General features: G+C 45.0%; 19 protein-coding genes. 15 read left to right on the forward strand and 4 right to left on the reverse strand.

Annotation, left to right across the window (positions count from 1 at the left end; genetic code table 11):
- Positions 1-70 precede the first annotated feature (70 nt).
- The 4 genes from rpmB to mutM all read left to right on the forward strand — a co-directional run bounded on the left by rpmB (position 71) and on the right by mutM (position 2,120).
- Entirely contained in the window at positions 71-307 is a 237-nt protein-coding gene (gene rpmB, locus IW644_RS10200) for a 50S ribosomal protein L28 (RefSeq protein ID WP_012516576.1), read from the forward strand.
- Positions 308-318: 11 nt separating this feature from the next.
- Positions 319-474, forward strand: a complete 156-nt coding sequence (gene rpmG, locus IW644_RS10205) for a 50S ribosomal protein L33 (RefSeq protein WP_012516577.1) — start codon at positions 319-321, stop codon at positions 472-474.
- A gap of 371 nt (positions 475-845) precedes the next feature.
- A complete protein-coding gene (locus tag IW644_RS10210; RefSeq protein WP_179981905.1) occupies positions 846-1,310 on the forward strand; it encodes a hypothetical protein in 465 nt (154 codons plus the stop codon).
- On the forward strand, positions 1,311-2,120 hold the full coding sequence (gene mutM / locus IW644_RS10215) for a bifunctional DNA-formamidopyrimidine glycosylase/DNA-(apurinic or apyrimidinic site) lyase (RefSeq protein WP_269917512.1): 810 nt from the start codon (positions 1,311-1,313) through the stop codon (positions 2,118-2,120). It abuts the gene before it with no gap.
- A gap of 100 nt (positions 2,121-2,220) precedes the next feature.
- Here mutM and coaD read toward each other — a convergent pair whose 3' ends face one another.
- Positions 2,221-2,709, reverse strand: a complete 489-nt coding sequence (gene coaD / locus IW644_RS10220) for a pantetheine-phosphate adenylyltransferase (protein WP_039222500.1) — start codon at positions 2,707-2,709, stop codon at positions 2,221-2,223.
- Positions 2,710-2,817: 108 nt separating this feature from the next.
- The gene (locus tag IW644_RS10225) at positions 2,818-3,543 is read right to left on the reverse strand and encodes a 3-deoxy-D-manno-octulosonic acid kinase (RefSeq protein WP_269917513.1); all 726 of its coding nucleotides are present in this window, start codon (positions 3,541-3,543) and stop codon (positions 2,818-2,820) included.
- Positions 3,544-3,615: 72 nt separating this feature from the next.
- Here IW644_RS10225 and IW644_RS10230 point away from each other — a divergent pair, with 72 nt between their 5' ends.
- The 8 genes from IW644_RS10230 (at position 3,616) to glpG (ending at position 12,539) form a co-directional block, all read left to right on the forward strand.
- Positions 3,616-4,641 carry a glycosyltransferase family 9 protein gene (locus tag IW644_RS10230; RefSeq protein WP_333473854.1) on the forward strand — a complete coding sequence of 342 codons (1,026 nt, stop codon included), beginning with the start codon at positions 3,616-3,618 and terminating at the stop codon, positions 4,639-4,641.
- An 87-nt stretch (positions 4,642-4,728) separates the two neighbouring features.
- Entirely contained in the window at positions 4,729-5,202 is a 474-nt protein-coding gene (locus tag IW644_RS10235) for a hypothetical protein (protein ID WP_269917514.1), read from the forward strand.
- Positions 5,199-6,374, forward strand: a complete 1,176-nt coding sequence (locus IW644_RS10240) for a hypothetical protein (protein ID WP_269917515.1) — start codon at positions 5,199-5,201, stop codon at positions 6,372-6,374. The genes IW644_RS10235 and IW644_RS10240 overlap by 4 nt, the downstream gene beginning before the upstream one ends.
- 9 nt (positions 6,375-6,383) lie before the next feature.
- Positions 6,384-8,828, forward strand: coding sequence for a bifunctional diguanylate cyclase/phosphodiesterase (locus IW644_RS10245; RefSeq protein WP_269917516.1), 2,445 nt, complete (start codon positions 6,384-6,386; stop codon positions 8,826-8,828).
- Positions 8,829-8,989: 161 nt separating this feature from the next.
- Complete coding sequence (locus IW644_RS10250; protein ID WP_136783231.1) at positions 8,990-10,186, forward strand: glycine C-acetyltransferase; 1,197 nt, start codon at positions 8,990-8,992, stop codon at positions 10,184-10,186.
- Complete coding sequence (gene tdh / locus IW644_RS10255; protein ID WP_179981912.1) at positions 10,183-11,208, forward strand: L-threonine 3-dehydrogenase; 1,026 nt, start codon at positions 10,183-10,185, stop codon at positions 11,206-11,208. Before IW644_RS10250 ends, tdh begins: the two co-directional genes overlap by 4 nt.
- Positions 11,208-11,519, forward strand: coding sequence for a thiosulfate sulfurtransferase GlpE (glpE, locus tag IW644_RS10260; RefSeq protein ID WP_118490912.1), 312 nt, complete (start codon positions 11,208-11,210; stop codon positions 11,517-11,519). Before tdh ends, glpE begins: the two co-directional genes overlap by 1 nt.
- A gap of 156 nt (positions 11,520-11,675) precedes the next feature.
- Positions 11,676-12,539 (forward strand): rhomboid family intramembrane serine protease GlpG, encoded by an 864-nt coding sequence (glpG, locus tag IW644_RS10265; protein ID WP_269917517.1) that lies wholly within the window; start codon positions 11,676-11,678, stop codon positions 12,537-12,539.
- Positions 12,540-12,740: 201 nt separating this feature from the next.
- On the opposite strand, the gene IW644_RS10270 is transcribed toward glpG, so the two are convergent.
- A complete protein-coding gene (locus tag IW644_RS10270) occupies positions 12,741-13,154 on the reverse strand; it encodes a flagellar basal body-associated protein FliL (RefSeq protein ID WP_269917518.1) in 414 nt (137 codons plus the stop codon).
- Positions 13,155-13,302: 148 nt separating this feature from the next.
- Between IW644_RS10270 and IW644_RS10275 the strand changes: the two genes are divergently transcribed.
- Together IW644_RS10275 and ubiA are read left to right on the forward strand one after the other, a co-directional pair.
- On the forward strand, positions 13,303-13,872 hold the full coding sequence (locus tag IW644_RS10275) for a chorismate--pyruvate lyase family protein (RefSeq protein ID WP_269917519.1): 570 nt from the start codon (positions 13,303-13,305) through the stop codon (positions 13,870-13,872).
- Positions 13,869-14,726: a 4-hydroxybenzoate octaprenyltransferase gene (gene ubiA / locus IW644_RS10280; RefSeq protein WP_269917520.1), complete on the forward strand. Its 858-nt coding sequence runs from the start codon at positions 13,869-13,871 to the stop codon at positions 14,724-14,726. The genes IW644_RS10275 and ubiA overlap by 4 nt, the downstream gene beginning before the upstream one ends.
- Before the next feature lie 101 nt (positions 14,727-14,827).
- Here ubiA and ubiK read toward each other — a convergent pair whose 3' ends face one another.
- On the reverse strand, positions 14,828-15,079 hold the full coding sequence (ubiK, locus tag IW644_RS10285; RefSeq protein WP_012516595.1) for a ubiquinone biosynthesis accessory factor UbiK: 252 nt from the start codon (positions 15,077-15,079) through the stop codon (positions 14,828-14,830).
- Positions 15,080-15,190: 111 nt separating this feature from the next.
- On the opposite strand from ubiK, the gene rep reads away from it, so the two are divergent.
- Positions 15,191-17,206, forward strand: coding sequence for a DNA helicase Rep (gene rep, locus IW644_RS10290; RefSeq protein ID WP_269917521.1), 2,016 nt, complete (start codon positions 15,191-15,193; stop codon positions 17,204-17,206).
- Positions 17,207-17,228 lie beyond the last annotated feature (22 nt).

A 17,228-nucleotide genomic window follows, 5' to 3' on the forward strand; every position in this document is an offset into this window, starting at 1 on the left:
GACCCAACCACTGTTTGAGCGCTTGGGATTAACTGACGCGACAGTTATCGTTGTTCTGGAGACAAATACAATGTCAAGAGTATGCCAAGTAACAGGTAAGCGTCCAACGGTTGGTAATAACCGTTCACACGCACGAAATGCGACACGTCGTCGCTTTTTACCAAACCTTCAAACACACCGTTTTTGGGTTGAGAGCGAAAGCCGTTTTGTAAAACTACGTTTGTCTGCTAAAGGCATGCGTATCATCGATAAGAAAGGTATTGATTCAGTACTAACTGACATCCGTGCCCGTGGTGAGAAAATCTAAGGAAGCCGAAAATGCGTGATAAAATTAAACTAGTTTCTTCAGCAGGTACAGGTTTCTTCTACACCACTGACAAAAACAAGCGTAACATGCCTGGCAAAATGGAGATCAAAAAGTATGATCCCGTTGTGCGTAAGCACGTTATGTTCAAAGAGGCCAAAATCAAGTAATTAGCTTGCTTTTGTCTCCACGAAAACCCAGCCTTTGCTGGGTTTTTTGCTTTTATATCCTCTGCAATTGCTCGTATACCTCTCAGATCTCTGCGAGATCGCAACGTAGCGCACAAATGATCCCAAATAAATCATAGGCCAATAATGGCCTTGTCTATATCAGATCAGACGCTACCATCAGCCTGAAAAAGCCTGCTTCTAAAATAAAAAGACACATAAAACTCAGCGTCAAACGCTAAGCCACTCATAGTTTATGTAAACAAGCGCCCATACATTTTCAAAGCCATCTAAAAATATTGAGTTAGCTTATAAGAGAGTGAGGTATTACTATATTCTGGTATTTATAGCCGACCATTTTACAGGAACAACGCGTGGCAAGAATTTCTCAGCGGGCAATGAACAACGTCGTTATCATTGCAATGCTCATTATGATTGCACTGTTTAACTTAGACAGTTTGGTGCCAAAGAAAGAGCCTGTACAAACGCGCAGCTTATTGCCTGAAGATGCTTACGTGCTAAAGATTGAGCATGATAACAACAGCCTGGAGCGTGTAGGGCAACAATGGCGTCAAAAAAGTCTTAACACCAGCCTTGCAGTAAAACCTGATGAGCAGTTTTCACATTGGCAAAGGGCTATGTTAAATCCAGCAACTGAAGTACCTGAATCGGTCTTGAATACACAGCCCTTTATTGTAGTGGTGTGGCTGGCGGGTAATAGCGACGGCAAGGTTTACGCTATTTATCCTAATACATCACCGGTAGTGATCAAATTCGAAAATAACTGGTACACATTAACCAATACCGACCTTGATAAATTATTACCTTGGACACTATAAATGCCTGAATTACCAGAAGTTGAAGTAAGCCGTTTGGGCGTATCCCCTCATCTAATCGGCAATACCATTACTCAGGTGGTGGTAAGAGAACGTAGAATGCGCTGGCCCATACCAGAGGAAGTCTCACTGGTTGAGGGGCAAAAGGTAATAGCGGTAAAACGTAGAGCGAAATACCTGCTAATTGAAACGGCCACAGGTACACTGGTTTTACATCTAGGTATGTCTGGCAAACTGCGCGTCATTGACGCAACTACACCCATTGTGAAACACGACCACGTGGACATTGTTTTAAATACTGGTAAGTGTTTACGCTTAAACGACCCTAGACGCTTTGGAGCGGTTTTATTTCAGGCGCCCGATACGCAACAAGCAATGTTTGACAACTTAGGCCCTGAACCCCTTACAGACGATTTTGATGATAAACGTTTGTTCAGCTTATCGCGCAACCGCAAAGGTCCGGTGAAGAACTTCATTATGGATAACGCTATCGTTGTTGGTGTGGGCAATATCTATGCGAACGAAGCCCTGTTTCTTGCAGGTATCGACCCGAGAAGAGCCGCGGGCAATATCAGTGCCGCTCGTTACAAATCACTTACTGCAAATATAAAACAAGTGCTCGCGAAAGCTATCGAGCAAGGTGGCACTACGCTTAAAGACTTTGCACAAACCGATGGTAAGCCAGGCTACTTTGCTCAGCATTTAAATGTGTATGGAAGAAAAGGTGAGCCTTGCGAAGTGTGTGGCAAAGCTATTGAAAGTAAGGTAATAGGACAGCGAAACACCTTTTTCTGTACTCGCTGCCAGCGCTAATAGCTAAAAAAGAGTCACACCTAGAAAGGTTCACAGCTAGAAGGATAGCTTAAAGCAACACAACTCTGTAAACCTGCTGTGCTGAACAACGCCGGTTTACCTAGCTCTTTTTACCTAGCCTGTCTCTTAATGCTTGCTCTACTACGGGGTGGCAAAAGCCACCTACAGCCCCGCGATGTAAGGCTACTTCTTTCACTAGAGTTGAAGAAATAAACGAGTTTTCTTCAGCTGGAGTCAAAAATACACTTTCAAGCTTCGGGTTTAGGCGTCGATTCATATTGGCCAGCTGGAATTCGTATTCGAAATCCGATACCGCGCGTAAACCACGAATCAAAATAGTCGCGTTTTGTTCATCCGCAAAGTCCGCTAGTAAACCAGTAAATCCTACTACTTCAACATTAGGCAGATCGGCAGTAACTTTCTTTATCATTTCTACCCGTTCCTCTAATGTAAAGAGCGGCTTTTTACTGGGGTTAGAAGCGATAGCCACGATAACGTGAGAGAATAGCTGAGATGCTCGCTCAATAAGGTCTGCATGACCGTTAGTAATTGGGTCGAAAGTACCTGGGTAAAGTGCTCTAGTGTGCATAAATTGAATCTTATTGTCGTATAGGGTTTATAGGTTCAACGAGGCTACTGTACCACATTAACGAGTAATGCTAAGTACTGCTGTAATTATGTTTATTATTCGCGGTTTTTAACGCTTCACCAATTCGTTATAGCCATCTAAGCATGCCGTCCAATCGTCTTCTTTCCAGTGAAATACCGGGTTTTTGGCTTGCTCTTTATGCAAAGAGCGCAATAGACGATCTAGGTTACTTTGTTTCCAGCTATCCCCTTTACGTTTCGAACAGCGGTCAAAGTCGATAAGCCAAATTTGCTTATCGCTATCAATCATAATATTTCGAACATTCGCATCGTGGTGATAAACCTGGCAATTGTGCATTCGAGCCAGCGCTCGGCCCACTTCATGCCATTCGTTTTTTGATAATGGCTGCTGGCACAAAACGTGGTGCAGATCTTGGCTATTAGGAATGTTAAGGGTGATAATATCGCCCCGATAAATTAAGCCCCTGCGGTGGATACGTGCAGCGACAGGTATAGGTACCAAAAGACCTTCACCTCGCATGTATTCGAGCAATGTAAACTCTTCAAAAGGTCTAGAGCGTTCAATACCATTAAACAAGTACTGGTCACTGAGTAGCTTACCTATCAGTCCGCCACGCATAAAGTGTCGTAAAACCCAGTGCTGACCTTCATGCTCAATGAAGATGGTTGTACCACGTCCCTTAGCTTGACCTGTTATCTTGTTTTGTAGCTGCCAAAATTCAGGGCTGAACATTTCTGTATTAGGCTGACTGACCAGGGTGTTATCGAAAATAAAGTGGTGCCCAGCACCTATGTCTCGTCGCATTGTCGCCATGTTGCCCACAACTTATGGTAAATTTCATATTCTAATGATTTATTTTGGTTTTTCAGCAACGAGAGAGCTTCTGTGGGAAAAAAGATTTGTTTAATGCGCTTATCGGCCATTGGGGATGTGTGTCATGCCGTTGCAATGGTTACTCGAATTCAATCACAGTGGAACGATGCTGAAATTACGTGGGTAATAGGGAAAGTGGAGTATCAGCTGGTGAAGCTGATGCCAAACGTACGGTTTATTATTTTTGATAAATCAAAAGGTAAGGCTGCGGTGGAGTCGCTCAAAGCACAAGTGGCCGGTGAAACTTTTGATGCTTTATTAATGATGCAGGTGGCACTACGGGCAAACTTAGCTTCGCGAGTGATTAAAGCAAAACAGCGCATAGGTTTTGACTGGGCACGAAGTAAGGAGCTGCACTGGTTGTTTGCCAATAAACGTGTGGCTGCCACAAAGCACGCCCATGTGCTTAAAGGTTTTATGGATTTCGCCGATGCATTGGGCGTACCTGAGCCAAAAGAAGTTTCTTGGAACATTCCAGTTGCATCAGAAGATGCAAAGTGGGGAGAAGAACAAGCTAAAACCTTGGGTAAATATGTCGTTATTTCACCAGCGGCAAGTAAGGCTGAAAGAAATTGGTTGCCGCAACGATACGCAAGTATTGCTGACTATATCCAAGAGGCCGGTGTCACCGTGATATTATGCGGCGGTCCAGGAGATTTAGACCGCAAAACTGCTGATGCAATTAAAGCGAGTGTGAAATATCCGCTTAGAGACTTTACTGGGCAAACAACATTGCATCAGCTGCTTATGTTACTAAAGCATGCTCACCTAGTTATTGCACCAGATACTGGGCCTGCTCACATGGCAACTACCGTGGGCACGCCTGTTATTGGGCTATACGCACACTCTAATCCTCGTAGAACAGGGCCTTACAACAATCTTGAAAGGTTGGTATCGATTTATGATGAATGCATAGAAGAGCAAAAAGGGAAGCCTTGGAGCGCCTTACCGTGGGGAACGCGAGCCAAAGGAAGCCAGTTAATGGAAAAAATTACCGTAGACATGGTTAAGCAAAAAGTTGCGCCGTTCCTCGTTTAATTTTTTTATCGTAAGGTAAAACTACCAACTATTATCTACACTTAGCGTTGTGCTGTGTACTTCTTTTAAGCAGGGAGTCGTTACTGAATGAAAAAGCCCGCTTTGCGATGGCTGTCCGAGATTCATACTTTTGCTGCGTGTAAAAAAGTACTGCTAACACTAGCAGTGCTATTTATGTGCTTGCCTAAAGTAAATGCATCGGAACTTAACGTCATGGTGAACGAAAGTGTAATGGTTGAAGAGCTTAGTCGCTCAGAACTTCGTCAGATTTTTACGGGACAGCGCCAGTATTGGGAAAATGGTACTAAAATTACCGTTTTCGTACTGCAAGACAGCGACGAGTTACACCGTCAATTTTGCCGCGATATTCTTCAGATGTTCCCTTATCAGCTGTCTCGTCTTTGGGACCAAATTACCTATTCTGGTCAAGGTATTACACCAATCAGAGTAACCTCTTATCAAGCGCTAGTTGATGCATTGGAAAATACGGTGGGTTCTATTGGTTATGTTGAACGAACGGAAATCGTTAAGCTTAGACGCGTTGAGGTAGATTTAGAATGAGAATATACATCGCTTTAGCGCTTGGGCTCTTCAGCTCGCATATCGTTAGCGCGCAATCAGATTTTACCTGGCATGGCTATGTTTCACAGGGCTTAACTCAGTCGAAAGACAGTAGTTTTATAACTGATGATAATAACGTGACGGGTGAACTCACTGAGATTGGTATGAACGGTTATTATCAGCTTGCTGAAAATATATCCATTGCTGGGCAAGTTAACTATTTAGACGGTGGGAATCGTTTCGAGCAAGGTGCTCGCCTCGATTATTTATTTGTTGATTGGAAGCTGCCTAATTTACCTGGCAGGTGGCGTGGGCAAATTCACGCTGGACGCTTTAAAAACATCCACTGGCTTTATTCATCGACCAGAGATGTCCCTCAAACGCGATATACCTCAATATTGCCTCAATCGGTATATAACGACGGGTTTCGCGATGTTGCATTGGGCAGTAACGGCATACTGACCAGTTTTTCTAATTACGGTAAGGAATATACTTGGGAACTTAATTGGAGCTACGGACGCTCGAATATAAACGATTCTCAGCGCGAATTTCTCTTAGGTAACGAAGTTAAAGGCAAAATCAGACAAGACTTCGTACATCAAGCAAGCGTGTTTTTGCAGCCTTCATCTATGACATGGAAAATAGGTGCTGGTTGGCTTAATTCCGATTTTAAGTACACGCCATCACGGGATGAAGATGGTTTGCCGGGCACCGCGAACATAGAGCGACTTATGTTATCTGCGCAATACTTTGCTGAACACTGGGAAGTTTCTGCAGAAATAATTCGCGACAAACAAAACAGCCAGGGGCTATTTTCCCCTGACTTTGCCGAAAAACGCACCGGTGAAGGTGGTTTCGTTCAGTTTAGATATTTGTTTAACAACGAAATCAGCGGTCTTATTGGCTACGATAAATATATTAACGATACCTCCGACAGTGACGGTAAAGAACTAGAGGCAAGCACGGGAGGCCTTATCCCTGCCTACTTCGGGTATCAAGATACTTACACGGTGGGTTTACGCTGGGATATTGCACCTAAATGGCGATTACAAGGCGAATATCACTGGGTTGAAGGAGCAACGCGTGTAGTCAGCTTATTAAACCGAGATGTGGCATCCCATTCTGATAAGCATTGGGAAATGTGGTCAATACAATTGATGTATTGGTTTTAAGGGTAAAAGATGAAGGTTCAGGTATCTTTTACCACGAAAACCATTGCTATTTTACTGGCTATGGTTTTAACCGTTACTATCGTTATATCCACCGTGCTAATTCAAGAGTCTGAAGCACAGGTTGTGATGCAGCAGCGGGAAAGCCAAATTAGCAACCAGCGCAGGGTTCAGCTATTCGAAGACATACTTCATAGCCGTATGATCACCCTCATTGATATCATTAGCCGTAAAAATGGTGCGTATTCTAATAACCTTGATAATTTACGTAGTACGCTAGATGACCTAAGTGAATACCTAACCCTCAATTTTCAGGTAGAAACTCTTTACCTATTCGATGAAAACGGTGTTGTTGGAAAACCTGCTTACCCCGTTAACGGCACCATCAAGCAGCTTGTGGATTCTACTCGGGCATCATTTGAAAGCCGTTCGTTACTGGTCTGCGAAAGCGTATGCACTCACTACATTTCCATACCTATAATGGCATCAAGCGATAAAGTGCCGGTTATTATTGTGTCTACTTCCATGCGAGAATTACTGTATCTGTTTAGCCGTGCCACCGATGTATATAAAGTGGCGATTGTTCAGGTAGATGAACCTCAGGTTGGAAAACTTGAGTTAAAGGTAGCAAGTCAGGTTTCCGCTGCGAACAAACAATTTTTGAATTCGCTTATTAAGGCATTACCTGAAAACTGGCGTGTTGACGACCTCGTAATAAAAGGGGTAAACGTAGAGTTAGAAAACCAGCAGCTTCTGGTTAGCCTTCTGCCTTTCGACCATGCCGCAGGCGATCATCCTTATTTGCTTATCGTTCAAGATGTATCGGCAATGATACGTCAGAACGAGCAATATCAGTACGTAGTTATTTCAAGCGCTATCGCATTATTTCTTCTTTTCTCGTCGTTGCTCTATCTTTTCTTAAATCAATATCGCACAAGGTTATTAGACATAAGCGAACGCCTGCCTATGTTGGCTGAGCATAAATTTAGCGAATTTTATACGGTTGCGGCAAAGCGTCAAAAGCTGCCTGTATTTAAACTTACCGACGAGCTCGATGTGGTTGAGGAAGCGGCGAACGATTTAGCGCGCCAGCTAGAAAGCTTTGACGGTCAAATGGCGATAAACACCGCTAAGCTAGAGAAAATGGCCATGTTCGACGTGCTGACAGGTCTACCCAACCGTAACATGTTGACCTTTCAAATTGAAAAACAACTGGCCAGCTCAATTCGAGATGACAGGTTAGTAGCGCTCATGTTTATGGATTTAGATGACTTTAAAAAAGTTAACGATAGCCATGGGCACGATGTCGGCGACAAGCTACTTAAAGCTGCGGCAATGAGAATTTCCCGTCCTATTCGGGAGTCTGATATTGCATCGCGATTTGGGGGCGATGAGTTTGTTATTTTGCTGTCGAATATAGAGAGCAAAAAACATGTCGATACGGTCGCGCAAAAAATTATCGACGAGTTTCAAGAGCCCATTATTGTCGACGGCGTTACTTTTTATGTTTCAATCAGCATTGGTATAGCCATTACTAATCACTCCCGCGCTACACCGGTAGAGCTGCTGCGCCACGCCGATATTGCGATGTACGAAGCCAAAGCGAAGAAAGGTGCTGAGTTTAGAGTATACGACGCCACTATGAACCTTAAGGTAATGCAAAAGGTTGAATTAGAGTCTGAAGCTCGCGAAGCGCTAAGAGGCAATCAGTTTAGCCTTGCCTTACAACCGCAAATAGACATGCACAGCGGCAAGCTCATGGGCTTTGAAGCACTACTACGCTGGTATCACCCTAAAAAAGGGCATATATCGCCAGGCGACTTTATCCCTCTGCTTGAAAATACGTCATTTATGCTCGAGTTAGATTATTGGGTGATCACGCGCTCCACCCATCTAGTTAACGAGCTAAAAAACAGCGGCTACCCAGATATCAAGGTGGCGATTAACTTATCAGCGGGGCAGTTCCTCGACCCCAGCTTGCCCGAGTTTTTACAGCATCAAATTATTAAAAACGATATCGCTCCAGATCAAGTTTGCCTAGAGCTAACTGAAACCGTGTTGGTCTCAGATATCAAACGGGCTACGGGTATAATGCAAACCATACGTGATATGGGGTGCATGTTAGCGATTGATGACTTTGGAACCGGCTATTCATCCCTAAGTTACCTAAAATCATTGCCCGCCGACTTTATAAAAATAGATCGCTCTTTCGTTGCCAACATCGCCAGCAGTGCAGATGACAGAAACATTGTGCATTCCACCATATCCATGGTGCGTAATATGGGCATGCAGGTGGTAGCTGAAGGTATTGAAACCAATGAGCAATACGAGTTGCTTTGTCATTTCGACTGCCATCAGGGCCAAGGCTATCTTATTAGCCGACCTATACCTGAAGTAAACCTTTGGGACACATTAAAAGACAAAGTAGAAAACGGCTTTTGGAAAGACTTTGCCTAGCACTTAAAAAAAATGAGCGTGATCTAAGCGTTTGTTGTCAGTGTGCTGAATAATTTACAAACTTAGTCGACAAACCCATTAAATACAGCGCAAGGGTGTGTACCCTTTCATGCGCTTTCATTACACTAGCGGTTTTCATATACCCACACTTGGAGAATGGCATGTCTGCGGCATTTATTTCTCATTTGCAATCGCAAATTGAAGCCACGAAAGAAGATGGTTTGTACAAAAAAGAGCGCGTAATCACGTCGCAACAACAAGCGGATATTGGCGTTGCTGGTGGCGAGCACGTTATAAACTTTTGTGCTAATAACTACTTAGGCCTAGCAAATAATGAAAGCTTAATCGAAGCGGCGAAAGAAGGCTTAGATAGCCATGGCTTCGGTGTAGCATCTGTGCGATTCATTTGCGGAACGCAAGACATTCACAAGCAACTAGAAGCCTCTATCAGTGACTTTTTAGGCACCGAAGACACCATTCTTTATCCGTCTTGCTTTGACGCCAATGGCGGTTTGTTTGAAACCCTTCTTGGACCGGAAGATGCCATCATCTCTGATGCGCTAAACCATGCGAGTATCATTGACGGCGTACGTTTGTGTAAAGCCAAGCGTTATCGTTACGCCAACAACGACATGGCTGCGTTAGAAGAGCAATTAAAGCAAGCCGATGCTGATGGCGCTCGCTTTAAAATCATTGCTACCGACGGCGTATTCTCTATGGACGGCGTTATTGCCGACCTTGCCTCAATCTGCGACCTGGCCGACAAATACGATGCCATGGTAATGGTTGATGACTGCCACGCCACGGGTTTCTTGGGCGAAAATGGTAAAGGTAGCCATGAATACTGCGGTGTAATGGGTCGTGTAGACATTATTACTGGTACTTTAGGCAAAGCCCTTGGTGGTGCGTCAGGCGGTTACACGTCAGGCAAAAAGGAAGTTGTTGAATGGCTACGTCAGCGCTCGCGTCCTTACCTATTCTCTAACTCAGTTGCGCCACCTATCGTTTCAGCATCGTTAAAAGTGTTTGAAATGATGAAAGAAGGCGATGAGTTACGCGCTAATCTATGGCGAAATGCCAACCATTTCCGCAAGCGCATGGAAGATGCGGGCTTTACCCTTGCAGGTAAAGATCACGCCATTATTCCTGTAATGCTGGGCGATGCCCGCTTAGCCAGTGAAATGGCCGACAAACTGTTAGAAAAAGGCATTTACGTTATCGGCTTCTCGTACCCTGTTGTACCAAAAGGACAAGCGCGAATTCGTACGCAAATGTCAGCAGGTCATAGCCTTGAACACGTTGATAAAGCCATCGATGCGTTTATCGAAGTTGGCCGTGAAATGGGAGTGATTTCATGAAGTCGCTAGTAAAAGCGAAAGCGGAAAAAGGTATTTGGCTACAAGACACACCAAAGCCTGAAGTAGGGCACAATGACCTACTGATTAAAATTCGCAAAACCGCGATTTGCGGTACTGATATGCATATTTACAACTGGGATGAGTGGTCGCAAAACACTATTCCAGTGCCTATGGTCGTCGGTCACGAATACGTGGGCGAAGTAGTGGGTATGGGGCAAGAAGTAAAAGGCTTCGAAGTAGGTGACCGTGTATCCGGTGAAGGACATATTACCTGTGGTCATTGCCGTAACTGTCGCGCTGGCCGCGTACATTTGTGCCGCAACACCGAAGGTGTGGGTGTAAACCGCCCTGGCGCATTTGCCGAATATTTAGTTATTCCTGCCTTCAACGCGTTTAAAATTCCAGACAATATCAGCGACGACCTCGCGTCTATCTTCGACCCGTTTGGTAATGCCGTTCATACCGCGCTAAGTTTCGATCTAGTAGGCGAAGATGTACTTATCACAGGTGCAGGGCCTATTGGCATTATGGCGGCTGCGGTCGCCAAACACGTAGGTGCCCGTCACGTAGTGATTACTGATATCAACCCGTATCGCCTTGAGCTTGCTGAAAAGATGGGGGCTACGCGTGCTGTTGATGTAAGTAAAGAAAACTTACAAGACGTTATGGACGAACTGGGTATGTCAGAGGGCTTCGATGTGGGCCTTGAAATGTCTGGTGTGCCGGTAGCCTTCAGAGACATGCTCGACAAGATGAATCACGGCGGCAAAGTGGCTATGCTGGGTATTCCTCCGCAAGACGTTGCTGTCGACTGGAACCAAGTTATTTTCAAAGGTTTGGTGATAAAAGGCATCTATGGCCGAGAAATGTTCGAGACTTGGTACAAAATGGCGAGCTTACTACAAAGCGGTCTGGACCTTTCACCCATCATCACTCATACCTTTTCCATTGATGACTTTCAGAAAGGGTTTGATACCATGGGGTCAGGACACTCAGGTAAAGTTATTTTGGATTGGCAATAATGACAACATTCTCACACATTAGCGTAAACGACGTGGCTAACTTTCAAGGCGACGTAACTATTGTGGATATTCGCGATCCTCAATCGTTTGCTAATGGCCATATGCCCAATGCGGCACCGCTTAACAACGATAACTTTGGGGCGTTTATTGACCAAACACCCAAAGATATTCCAGTTGTTGTAGTGTGTTACCACGGCGTAAGCAGCCAGCAGGCTGCGCAAGTGATTGCTCAGCAAGGATTTGAGACCGTTTATAGTATGGACGGGGGCTTTGAAGCGTGGCGACAGGCGAACCCGGTAGTAACCGAATAGCGATTTTATAAAGGTGCACAATGTGCACCTTTATTTTATGTTTTGCAGGTCTTTCACTATTTCAGTATAAAGTGTCAATGACGAGAGCTAAATTCCACGCTCTTGTACATCTTTATCGCTTCACACTCTTTTAGCTTTTGGGGTAACAACTAGCTTATGGGTCATCCTTTAATTGCGTTTAATCAGCAAAGTCCGGCGCACCTTCTTGCCAACTATTTAACCAGTCAGCATATAAAGGCCAACGTAGTACAGCACGAAAAAGAGTTTGTGGTTGTGCTGGATAACAATGAGCATATAGACCGCGCAAAAGTTATCGCAGAAGACTTTTTAGCAAATCCAACGAACCCTAAATATCAGCAAGCGGCATGGGACAGTGGTAAAAACGTACAGCTAGCCCCATCAGGTAGCGGCTTTTCGTTAAGCAAAATAATGTCCGATGCGGTTAAAGCGCCGTTTACTTCTGTGGTGTTTGTGCTGTGTGCTGCTGTTTATCTATTGTCTTTATTTGGGTTATTTGCCCCCATTGCACAGCACTTATTGATGCAGCCGTTTTCTGTGTTGTTACAAAATCACGAGTGGTGGCGGCTGCTTGGCCCGGCGTTCATCCACTTCTCTGCACTTCACATCATATTCAATTTATTGTGGTGGGGCATGCTGGGGGCCAAAATTGAACGTACTCTAGGTATCAGCATGTTGCTTATTGTATTTTTAGTATCAGCCACAATTTCAAATGCCGCTCAAGCGCTATTTAGCGACCCTGTACAAGGTAATCTATTCTTGTTTGGCGGCTTGTCTGGTGTGGTATATGCGGTGATGGGCTTCGTGTGGTGGCTTGGCTGGTTGCGCCCTAGTTGGGGGCTGTCGTTACCAAACTCTATTGTAGGCTTTATGCTGGTTTGGTTGGTAATTGGCTATGCCGACATACTGTGGGTGAGCATGGCAAATGCTGCACATACGGCGGGGCTTATTTCAGGCTGCTTACTTGCCGCCATACTAAGCTTGGGTTCTGCAAAGCGTTAGCAGTTAGTCAGCGCTGGCCTTAGCTTAAAAAGGTACTAAAGCGTCTAGTACTGCAGCATATAGGTATGGGATAGCAAGTCGCGCTTACCTAGATAATTAGCGTATTACACGCTAATAAAAACGGTAAAACTGCTATAGAAACAAAAAAGCGAGCTCGTTAAAAGCTCGCTTTTTTAGTCGCTTAGGCAGCTTTTATTCTGCTTAAGCACCTTGGTACAAATACTTAGTAAAAATAACGTTCTTAATCACTTCACCACCGGTTTCCTGCATCATGTGATCCTGAAGTGCTTTTAAAATAGAGCGACGGATATCTTCACGACCGGTTAACGATTTTACTTTTTCTGCTGGCTGCTGCCCGAAAATTTCAATGGCGGTAGAGCGTAGTAGCGGCATATGGTGTTCAGCGATTTCCAGTTGGTTCACATCGTGAATCATCAACTCAACCGACACGCGAACATACCCCAGCTTTTGCGCGCTATCGCTAATATAGTTGGTAACAATCTCTGGCTCTAAGCCCAAATAAGCATAGTTGGCTTTATCTTGCGCCAGCGCTGAATTGCACCCTAAAACAAAAAAACTAACCGCAAATACACGTAAAACTAGTGACTTAAACATAGTGGAGTCCGAAACACCAAAGTAATAAATTCACTTGGTAGTGTAGCAAATCTCTAATCAAACACACTACTGCAAAAGTTTAACCAAGTGAAAATATTCTCACATGACGTGTTATCATACTAACAGATTCATTATTCGGGCTTTTCGTGTGAGTTTTAATGCCACTTTTCCAGTGGGTTTGGCGGTTGACTGGCAAGCACCTTCTGGCATCACAATTCCTAATGCACAGCTTAAAAACTGGTTGTTAGACACAGGGTCATTAACCGAGCGAGTGCAATCCTTAAGTGACCATTTTTCGCTGGAGCTTATTGGGCAGCGCACGCAAATACCTCACGACAACGAGTTATCGCTATTACACAACAACGGCAATACCAGTTATCAAGCTCGGGAAATTCTACTGTGTGGTAATCATCAACCTTGGGTGTTTGCACGCTCTATTATTCCTCAAGCATTTGTAGACAGTGAGCTTTCTGACTTAGGCCGCGAGCCACTGGGAAAACGTTTGTTTAACGACACGCGGTTCACTCGCTCACAGTTCCAATTGTGTACTGCCCAAGCCTCCCAGTTTGGCATCAATAGTAACCAAACCTTGTGGGGAAGACGCTCGTTGTTTACGTTAGATAACTACAGCATGATAGTGGCAGAAGTTTTTCTTCCTCATTCTCCGGCTTACGGTCAGTCAGCGACAAGCGAAAAGGAAAGCGAACAACAATTATGAAACACAATTGGAATGCATACGCGCGACTTATGCGCCTAGATAAACCTGTAGGTATTTATTTACTGCTATGGCCTACATTGTGGGCACTGCTAATGGCGGCGCAAGGTTTACCGCCTTTAGGTATTACGCTTATCTTTGTGGCTGGCGTAGTCGTAATGCGTTCAGCAGGCTGCGTTATCAATGACTATGCTGACAGAAAAGTGGACGGACGCGTAAAGCGCACAACCCAGCGCCCCTTGGCAACTGGGGAAGTTAAGCCAAAACAAGCGCTGCAGTTATTTGGCGCACTGATCGCCATTGCGTTTGTGTTAGTGCTGTTTCTTAACTGGCAAACTATCGCGTTATCTGTTGTAGCGCTTTTGCTTGCTGCAAGCTATCCCTTTATGAAGCGTTATACCCACTTGCCGCAGGTGGTATTAGGCGCGGCATTTGGCTGGGCCATTCCCATGGCTTTTATGGCCGTGCTAGAAACTGTCCCAACGTACGCTTGGTGGTTATTTATTGCTAACTTACTATGGACAGTAGCGTACGACACCATGTACGCCATGGTAGACCGCGACGACGATTTGCAAATAGGCGTTAAGTCTACCGCTATATTGTTCGGTAAAAACGATGTGCTAATAGTAATGTTGTTGCAAGCCTGCGCGCTAACTATTCTGTGGTGTATAGGCGTAACAATCAATGCGACATGGCCTTACTACACAGCCGTGCTGTTTTCTGCTTTGCTATGCGTGCGCCAATATCAACTTATTAAACGCCGCCAGCGTGAAGGCTGTTTCACAGCGTTTATTGAAAACCACTACATTGGCTTAGCCATCACGCTTGGTACGGCGCTGCATTTTTGTTTGGTGTAACAGTAAAAGTACCTAGCCCAATACAAACCATTGTGAATGGTATTCAGCCACAAAAAAAGCGCCATGAAGGCGCCTTTGAGTTTTCTATAAGCTGTGAACAGTTACTTTTCTGCTAGTTTCGCTTCTAGCTCGGCAATGCGACTTTCCATAGCGTCTAGCTTTTCGCGAGTGCGGATAAGCACTTGGCTTTGAATATCGAACTCTTCGCGAGTCACTAAATCAAGTTTCGACAGCTGCGACTGCAATACTGTTTTCACTCGGCCTTCTGCTTCTTCAGCCATGTTTTTAACGCCTGGTGGTACGGCATCAGCAATTTGTTTCGCTAAATCTTCGAGTTTCTTCGGATCCAACATGGAATTCCCTTATAATGCGCAGCTCAAAATATGAAAGCTATTCTATCGGTATCGTCGCGACATGCAATGAAAACCGTGTTACGCCCAAATGTACGTTGTTTTAGGAATTAAATGAAACTAAATGAAGCTCAAGAATCTGCCGTAACCTATGTGTCTGGCCCATGTTTGGTGCTGGCAGGGGCGGGCAGTGGTAAAACTCGTGTAATTACGAACAAGATTGCTCATTTAGTTAGAAACTGCGATATGCCGGCACGCTATATTGCAGCGGTAACCTTTACCAACAAAGCAGCACGTGAAATGAAAGAACGTGTGGCGCAGACCTTGGGTAAGCCAGAGGCGCGAGGGTTAAAGGTATCTACCTTTCACACTATGGGCTTAACCATTATTAAAGCCCATGTAAAAGACTTAGGCCTAAAACCGGGGTTCTCGCTGTTCGATGATAAAGACTCGTTTGCCCTGCTTAACGACTTAACCTCTGACACCCTCGATGGCGATAAAGATCAGCTTCAGCTGCTGCAAAGCTGTATCTCGAACTGGAAAAACGACCTTATCTTGCCCGATGCCTTATTAAAGTCGGCAACCAGCACAGGCGAAAGAGAATTTGCAGAGGCCTATAAGCGCTACCAAGACAACCTAAAAGCCTATAACGCACTAGATTTTGACGACCTTATTCTGCTGCCCACTCTGCTTTTAAAAAGCAGCGAAACGATCAGAGCAAAATGGCAAAGCAAAATTCGCTATCTGCTGGTGGATGAATACCAAGATACCAACACCAGTCAGTACGAGTTAGTAAAGTTATTAGTAGGCGAGCGCGCACGCTTTACCGTGGTTGGCGACGACGACCAGTCTATTTATTCTTGGCGTGGTGCGAAGCCGCAAAACCTACATTTGCTACAAGAAGATTTTCCGCGATTAAACGTGATTAAGCTGCAGCAAAACTACCGCTCGTCAGGTCGTATTCTACATTGCGCGAATATTCTTATTCAGAACAATCCACACTTGTTCGATAAAACCCTCTTCTCAGAGTTACAGTACGGCGAGCCGCTTAAAGTGATAGAGGCGAAGAACGAAGAACATGAAGGTGAGCGGGTGGTGGCTGAACTGCTGGCGCACAAGTTCATGAACCGTACTCAGTTTAAAGACTACGCCATCTTGTATCGTGGGAATCACCAAAGCCGTATCTTTGAAAAGCTGTTAATGAGCAACCGCATTCCTTACAAAATAAGTGGTGGCATGTCGTTCTTTGGTCGTGCCGAAGTGAAAGACATCATGGCCTATTTACGGCTATTGGTGAATCAGGACGACGATAACGCTTTGCTGCGCATAATAAACACGCCAGGGCGCGGTATAGGTCGCGCTACGCTAGAAAAGTTAGGCAACTTTGCTAATAGTTTGGGCGTGTCTATGTTTGAAGCCGCAACGCATCCTAACTTAAACAGCGTGCTGCCCGACAAAGCTTTTCATTCGGTTTCCACCTTTGCTCGCTGGGTAGTTGAGCTGTCGGACAACGCCGAACGTGGCAACACCGCAGATGCAGTGCGCACCATGATCCGCACAATGGGTTATGAAGAATGGCTTTATGAAACCAGCGCCAGCCCCAAGGCCGCTGAAATGGCGATGGCCAACGTTAGTACCTTATTCGGCTGGGTTAACGACATGCTAGAAGGCAATGACCTCGACCAACCCATGACCTTAACAGAGGTAGTAAATCGCTTAATACTGCGCGATATGATGGAGCGGGGCGAAGACGACGGGGAAGGGGACCAGGTTCAGTTAATGACCTTGCATGCCTCAAAAGGTCTTGAGTTTCCCATTGTGTTCTTAGTGGGTATGGAAGAGGGGTTACTCCCTCACCAAAGCAGTATCGATGAAGACAATGTAGAAGAAGAGCGCCGACTAGCCTACGTAGGTATTACCCGAGCTCAGCGTGAGCTTATATTCAGCCTTGCCAAAGAACGCCGTCAGTTTGGTGAAGTGATTAATCCAGAGCCAAGCCGCTTTTTATTCGAGCTGCCGCCCGATGACGTACAATGGGAAAACCAAAAGCCAAAGGCAACGAAAGAAGAGCGCCAGCAAAAAGCTCAGGTGGGTATTGCTAACCTAAGAGGTATTTTAGGGAAAAAGTAGTATGGTTAGAGGTGCAAGTAAG

The organism is Alteromonas sp. PRIM-21 (assembly GCF_027563165.1).
Taxonomy (GTDB): domain Bacteria; phylum Pseudomonadota; class Gammaproteobacteria; order Enterobacterales; family Alteromonadaceae; genus Alteromonas; species Alteromonas macleodii_A.

What these genes read in the sequence shown, in the direction of transcription:
- rpmB (WP_012516576.1), top strand. Translation starts at nt 71, where the DNA reads ATGTCAAGAGTATGCCAAGTAACAGGTAAGCGTCCAACGGTTGGTAAT.
- rpmG (WP_012516577.1), top strand. Translation starts at nt 319, where the DNA reads ATGCGTGATAAAATTAAACTAGTTTCTTCAGCAGGTACAGGTTTCTTC.
- mutM (WP_269917512.1), top strand. Translation starts at nt 1,311, where the DNA reads ATGCCTGAATTACCAGAAGTTGAAGTAAGCCGTTTGGGCGTATCCCCT.
- coaD (WP_039222500.1), bottom strand. Translation starts at nt 2,709, where the DNA reads ATGCACACTAGAGCACTTTACCCAGGTACTTTCGACCCAATTACTAAC.
- IW644_RS10225 (WP_269917513.1), bottom strand. Translation starts at nt 3,543, where the DNA reads ATGGCGACAATGCGACGAGACATAGGTGCTGGGCACCACTTTATTTTC.
- IW644_RS10235 (WP_269917514.1), top strand. Translation starts at nt 4,729, where the DNA reads ATGAAAAAGCCCGCTTTGCGATGGCTGTCCGAGATTCATACTTTTGCT.
- IW644_RS10240 (WP_269917515.1), top strand. Translation starts at nt 5,199, where the DNA reads ATGAGAATATACATCGCTTTAGCGCTTGGGCTCTTCAGCTCGCATATC.
- IW644_RS10245 (WP_269917516.1), top strand. Translation starts at nt 6,384, where the DNA reads ATGAAGGTTCAGGTATCTTTTACCACGAAAACCATTGCTATTTTACTG.
- IW644_RS10250 (WP_136783231.1), top strand. Translation starts at nt 8,990, where the DNA reads ATGTCTGCGGCATTTATTTCTCATTTGCAATCGCAAATTGAAGCCACG.
- tdh (WP_179981912.1), top strand. Translation starts at nt 10,183, where the DNA reads ATGAAGTCGCTAGTAAAAGCGAAAGCGGAAAAAGGTATTTGGCTACAA.
- glpE (WP_118490912.1), top strand. Translation starts at nt 11,208, where the DNA reads ATGACAACATTCTCACACATTAGCGTAAACGACGTGGCTAACTTTCAA.
- glpG (WP_269917517.1), top strand. Translation starts at nt 11,676, where the DNA reads ATGGGTCATCCTTTAATTGCGTTTAATCAGCAAAGTCCGGCGCACCTT.
- IW644_RS10270 (WP_269917518.1), bottom strand. Translation starts at nt 13,154, where the DNA reads ATGTTTAAGTCACTAGTTTTACGTGTATTTGCGGTTAGTTTTTTTGTT.
- ubiA (WP_269917520.1), top strand. Translation starts at nt 13,869, where the DNA reads ATGAAACACAATTGGAATGCATACGCGCGACTTATGCGCCTAGATAAA.
- ubiK (WP_012516595.1), bottom strand. Translation starts at nt 15,079, where the DNA reads ATGTTGGATCCGAAGAAACTCGAAGATTTAGCGAAACAAATTGCTGAT.
- rep (WP_269917521.1), top strand. Translation starts at nt 15,191, where the DNA reads ATGAAACTAAATGAAGCTCAAGAATCTGCCGTAACCTATGTGTCTGGC.